Consider the following 5,612-nt stretch of genomic DNA (forward strand, 5'->3'; position numbering starts at 1 on the left):
TCAACCTGCGCCTCGGACTGGTACGTGTCGATCGGATGGCGCTGGAACACGCCTCGCCGCCTGTGCCGACCCGTCGACGCGTCGTGGTGGCCGTCCGGGCCGCCGCCAGCGTCCGCGTCAGCGGCTGTCCGACCCGTCGGTCTCCACGGCCGCCCGGCCGGCCTCCAGGCGGGCCACCGGCACCCGGAACGGCGAGCAGGACACGTAGTCGAGACCGACCTCGTGGAAGAAGTGCACCGAGTCCGGGTCGCCGCCGTGCTCACCGCAGACGCCGAGCTTCAGTCCGGGGCGGGCGGCCCGGCCCTCCTCGGCGGCGATCCGCACCAGCCGGCCGACGCCGTCGCGGTCGATCGACTCGAACGGCGAGATGCCGAAGATGCCCAGCTCCAGGTAGCGCCAGAAGAACGCGCCCTCGACGTCGTCGCGGGAGAAGCCCCAGCCCATCTGGGTCAGGTCGTTGGTGCCGAAGGAGAAGAACTCGGCCGCCTCGGCGATCTGCCCGGCGGTCAGCGCCGCCCGGGGCACCTCGATCATGGTGCCGATCAGCACCTCGACTCCGCTGTCACCGACCACCTCGGCGATGATCTTCTCGGCCTCGGCGCGTACCGTCTCCAGCTCCTGCACGGCTCCGACGAGCGGCACCATGATCTCCGGCTTGGCCACCCGGCCCTCCCGGGCGCAGGTCACCGCCGCCTCCGCGATGGCCCGGACCTGCATCGCGAACAGGCCGGGGATGACCAGGCCGAGGCGGACGCCGCGCAGCCCGAGCATCGGGTTCTCCTCGTGCATCCGCCGGACGGCGGCGAGCAACGCCTCCTCCTTGGCCACGTCCTCGCCGCGTTCCTGCGCGACCGCCACGTTGACGGCGAGCTGCTCCAACGGCGGCAGGAACTCGTGCAGCGGCGGGTCGATCAGCCGGACGGTGACCGGCAGCCCGTCCATCTCGTGGAAGATCTGCACGAAGTCGGCCCGCTGCAACGGCAGAAGCGCCTCCAGCGCGGCCTCCCGCTCGTCCGCGGCGCGCGCCAGGATCAGCCGCTCGACCAGCTCCCGCCGGTCGCCGAGGAACATGTGCTCGGTGCGGCACAGCCCGATGCCCTCGGCGCCGAAGCGCCGGGCACGGGCGGCGTCCGCGCCGGTGTCGGCGTTCGTGCGGACCGCCAGCCGCCGCCTGCCGTCGGCGTGCGTCATGATCCGGTGTACGGCCCGGACGAGCGCGTTGTCGATGTGCTCGGGGTCGAGGCTGCCCTCGAAGTACTGCACGACCTCCGACGGCATGACCGGCACCTCACCGAGGTACACCTTGCCGGTGGTGCCGTCGATGGAGACGACGTCGCCCTCGTTGACGGTCCGCCCGGCCACGGTGAACCGCTTCGCCGGCACGTTCACGTCGATCGCGTCGGCGCCGGAGACGCAGGTCTTGCCCATTCCCCGGGCCACCACGGCGGCGTGGCTGGTCTTGCCGCCGCGCGAGGTGAGAATGCCCTTGGCGGCGATCATGCCGTTCAGGTCGTCCGGGTTGGTCTCCCGGCGGACCAGGATCACCGACTTGCCCTCGGCGGCCAGCTCGACGGCCCGCGCGGAGGTGAAGACCACCGTGCCGGACGCCGCGCCCGGTGAGGCGCCGATGCCCGTGGCGACCGCCTCGAATTCGTGGTCGAGCTGGAAGCGGGGGAACATCAGCTGGGCGAGCTGTGCGCCGTTGACCCGGTGCAGCGCCTCGTCCAGGTCGATCAGGCCCTCGTCGATGAGCTGCCCGGCGATGACGAACGCGGCGGCGGCCGTGCGCTTGCCGACCCGGGTCTGCAACATCCACAGCTTGCCGCGCTCGATGGTGAACTCGATGTCGCACAGATCCCGGTAGTGCTCCTCCAGCCGGGCCATGAACGAGAGCAACTCGTCGTAGGACTTCTTGTCGAGCTGCTCCAGCTCCTGCAACGGCACGGTGTTGCGGATGCCGGCGACCACATCCTCGCCCTGCGCGTTGGCCAGGTAGTCGCCGTAGATGCCCTGCGCGCCGCTGCCCGGGTCGCGGGTGAAGGCGACACCGGTGCCCGAGTCGGGGCCGAGGTTGCCGAAGACCATGGTCACCACGTTGACCGCGGTGCCGAGGTCGGCCGGGATGCGCTCCTGGCGGCGGTAGAGCACCGCGCGCTCGGCGTTCCACGACTCGAAGACCGCCCGGATGGCCAGGTCGAGCTGTTCCCGCGGCTGCTGCGGGAACTCCCGGCCGGTGTGCTTGGCGAAGATCTTCTTGTACGCGTCGACCAGCCCGCGCAGGTCGTCCGCGTCCAGGTCCAGGTCGTTGTGCGTACCCTTGGCGCTCTTGGCCTCGTCGAGGGCGTGCTCGAACTCCTCGCCCGGCACCTCGCAGACGGTCTTGCCGAACATCTGGATCAGCCGGCGGTAGGAGTCCCAGGCGAACCTGTCGTTGCCCCCCGCCTGCGCGGAGAGCCCGACCACGCTCTGGTCGTTGAGGCCGACGTTGAGGACGGTCTCCATCATGCCGGGCATGGAGAACTTGGCCCCGGAGCGGACGGACACCAGCAGCGGGTCCCCCGGGTCGCCGAGGCGCTTGCCCATCGCCCGTTCCAGCGCCTCCAGGTGCGCCTCGATCTGACCGGCGAGGCCGTCCGGCTCCCGCCCGGTCGCGAGGTACGCCTGGCAGGCCTCGGTCGTGATGGTGAAGCCGGGCGGGACGGGCAGACCGAGGTTGGTCATCTCGGCGAGGTTGGCCCCCTTGCCGCCGAGCAGGTCCTTGAGATCCTTGTTGCCCTCGGAGAAGTCGTAGACGTACTTGTGTTCGTCGGTCTCTTGCGCTGCCACCAGAGCCTCCCACGCGCGCCGGATTGACACTTAACGAAGGTTCAGGGCGAAGGTTAAGCGAAGATCGGGTGGCCTGGGACCGTTCGGTGACAATAGGCACAGCCATCACGACTATCCGCGTTCGTACCGGTTTTTGGGAACGCTTCCACGCGCACGATCACGCATCTCCGCCGGTCCTCGTATTCTTGACGGCACTGGTTCTGTCGAAACTCGCTTTTGCCATATCCGACGCGAATAACCCCTCCGGAGCCGTCGTCGTGTCATCCCTTCCGCTCTCCTCCCCCGCCCCCGAGCCGACCCCGACGGCCACCGTCGCCGACTCGGCCGCAGTGCCCGCGCACCAGCCGGAGGCCGGCGACCTGGCTGTGCTCGCCGCGCGGGCGGCCGGCGACGACCTGCTCGCCCCTGCGGTACGTCTCGACAGCGTCGTACCGGCACCGGAACGGGTCGAACCGGACCCCACCGCGTCCTTCGTGCTCACCGGGGACACGGCCATCCGGGTCACCGCCCACCCGGGCGCCCGCGCGGTGGCCGACCACCTCGCCGAGCTGCTCCGACCGGCAACCGGGTTCCTCCTGCCGGTCGCCGACACCCGTGCGGTCGGGCCGACCGGCCCGCTGACGCTCACCCTGGCCGCCACGCCCGCCAGCCCGGCCCCCGCCGTCGAGCGCCCGACCACCGACCTCGGGGCGGAGGGCTACCGGCTCGACGTGACCACCACCGAGGTACGCCTCGTCGCCGACACCCCAACCGGTCTCTTCTACGGCGTACAGACGCTCCGGCAGCTGCTCCCCGCCGCCGTGGAGAACCCGACGCCGGTGACCACGCGCTGGTCGCTGCCCGGCGGCACGATCCTGGACCGCCCCCGCTTCCCCTACCGGGGCGCGATGCTCGACGTGGCGCGACACTTCTTCGCCGTCGAGGACGTCCTACGGGTGATCGACCACCTCGCCCGCTACAAGCTCAACCACCTGCACCTGCACCTCACCGACGACCAGGGGTGGCGCATCGCCGTCGACTCCTGGCCGAAGCTCGCCACCGTCGGCGGGGCGAGCGAGGTCGGCGGCGGCCCCGGCGGCCACTACACCAGGGCGGACTACCGGCGGATCGTCTCCCACGCGGCCGCCCGGCACGTCACGCTGGTCCCGGAGATCGACCTGCCCGGCCACACCAACGCGGCGCTCGTCGCCTACCCCCAGCTCGCACCGGACAAGGTCGCGCCGCCGCCGTACACCGGCACCGAGGTCGGCTTCAGCTACGTCGACCCGGCCGACGAGCAGACGTACGACTTCATCGCCGACGTGCTCGGCGAGGTGGCCGCCCTCACCCCCGGGCCGTGGCTGCACATCGGCGGCGACGAGGCGTTCAAGGTCAAGGGTGCGGTCTACACCGATTTCGTGGAGAGGGCGCAGCGGATCGTCGCCGACACCGGCAAAACCGTGGTGGGCTGGCACCAGCTCGCCCCGGCCGCACACCTCGACGGGCGGGTCCTGCAGTGGTGGGGCACCGACGCCGACGATCCCACCACGGCCGACGCGGTCCGGCGGGGCGCTCGGCTGATCCTCTCCCCCGGCAACCACGCCTACCTGGACATGAAGTACGCCGCGGACACCCCGATCGGGCACGACTGGGCCGGCCTCATCGACGTACGGCGGGCGTACGACTGGGATCCGGGCACGCACGTCGCCGGCGTGCCCACCGCGGCCGTCCTGGGCGTGGAGGCCCCGCTGTGGACCGAGTCGGTCACCTCGCTCGCCGACATCGAGTTCATGCTGTTTCCCCGGTTGCCCGCCATCGCCGAGCTGGGCTGGTCACCCCGGGCCGCGCACGACTGGGCCGGATTCCGCGAGCGCCTGGCCGGGCACGGGCCACGCTGGTCCACCGCCGGGATCACCTTCCACCGCGCCCCCGAGATCCCCTGGCCGGCGACGCCCACGGTCCCCCGGCAACACCGCGCACCCCAGAACGACCCGACAACCCCCTGAAGGCGCGGCACACCGCGAGGTCGCCGTCAGCGGCGTGCCGCCCCACCGACGGACACCGTGCACGCATGATCGTGCTCGATCCTGGATGTAGTGGCCTCGCCCGCGTGGCGAGGGCCCTGTTTCCAGGATCGAGCACGATCATCCGGTGGCGGTGGGGCCGCCTGGAGGTGATCCACTCGGGTTCGGTGATGTCGGGGTGTCCCGCGCGCCCGGATACCCCGACTTCGCCGAAGTCGAGTCGATCACCACCGGGTGGTGGCGGATGTCCGTTTCCGATGGATGGTTTGGGGTGGATTCGACATCGCCGTCCCGTGGTCGGTGCCACGCTGGTGGCGGAATCGGGGACCCGGCGGGGTCGTTATACCTGGCATGCCGCCGCGACCTACCGGCTAGCGGCGCGCGGCAGCCGCCGGGAACACCCGCCCGGCCGCCGCCGTTACATCCCCGCACGGCCGAGCAGCACGATTGGCCGGCCCGTGTGGCGGCCCGCCGGGAACACCCGTGCGGTCGCCGCGGTTACACGGCCGAGCACCACCGGCCGGCGTGGTCCGGAATGCGGAATGAGTCGCTGCCCCGGACCGTTGCACCACCCTCCGGGACAACCCCGTGCAGGCCCCCCGCCGGGCCGCCTGGCCACGTCCCGCCGTGAACTTTCCCGCTCGGCACACATCCCCCCGGTTTTTGTGTGTCGTTGCGTTTTCCCCCGATGCAGAGGAGCACGCCATCATGCGTACCGATCTGATTCGTAAGACCGCTCTGACCGCTGCTGGCCTCGCCTTCACCGGCGGCGCCATCGCCGGC

Annotated in this window: 2 protein-coding genes; one reads left to right on the plus strand and one right to left on the minus strand. The window is 71.3% G+C overall.

The genetic code is table 11. From position 1 onward, the window contains the following. Positions 1-117: 117 nt before the first annotated feature. Positions 118-2,826, minus strand: a complete 2,709-nt coding sequence (ppdK, locus tag ABZU53_RS31630; RefSeq protein ID WP_355069239.1) for a pyruvate, phosphate dikinase — start codon at positions 2,824-2,826, stop codon at positions 118-120. A 257-nt stretch (positions 2,827-3,083) separates the two neighbouring features. On the opposite strand from ppdK, the gene ABZU53_RS31635 reads away from it, so the two are divergent. Continuing rightward, positions 3,084-4,811 carry a beta-N-acetylhexosaminidase gene (locus ABZU53_RS31635; RefSeq protein ID WP_355069240.1) on the plus strand — a complete coding sequence of 576 codons (1,728 nt, stop codon included), beginning with the start codon at positions 3,084-3,086 and terminating at the stop codon, positions 4,809-4,811. Positions 4,812-5,612 lie beyond the last annotated feature (801 nt).

This window comes from Micromonospora sp. NPDC005194 (genome assembly GCF_040608335.1).
Classification (GTDB): Bacteria; Actinomycetota; Actinomycetes; order Mycobacteriales; family Micromonosporaceae; genus Micromonospora.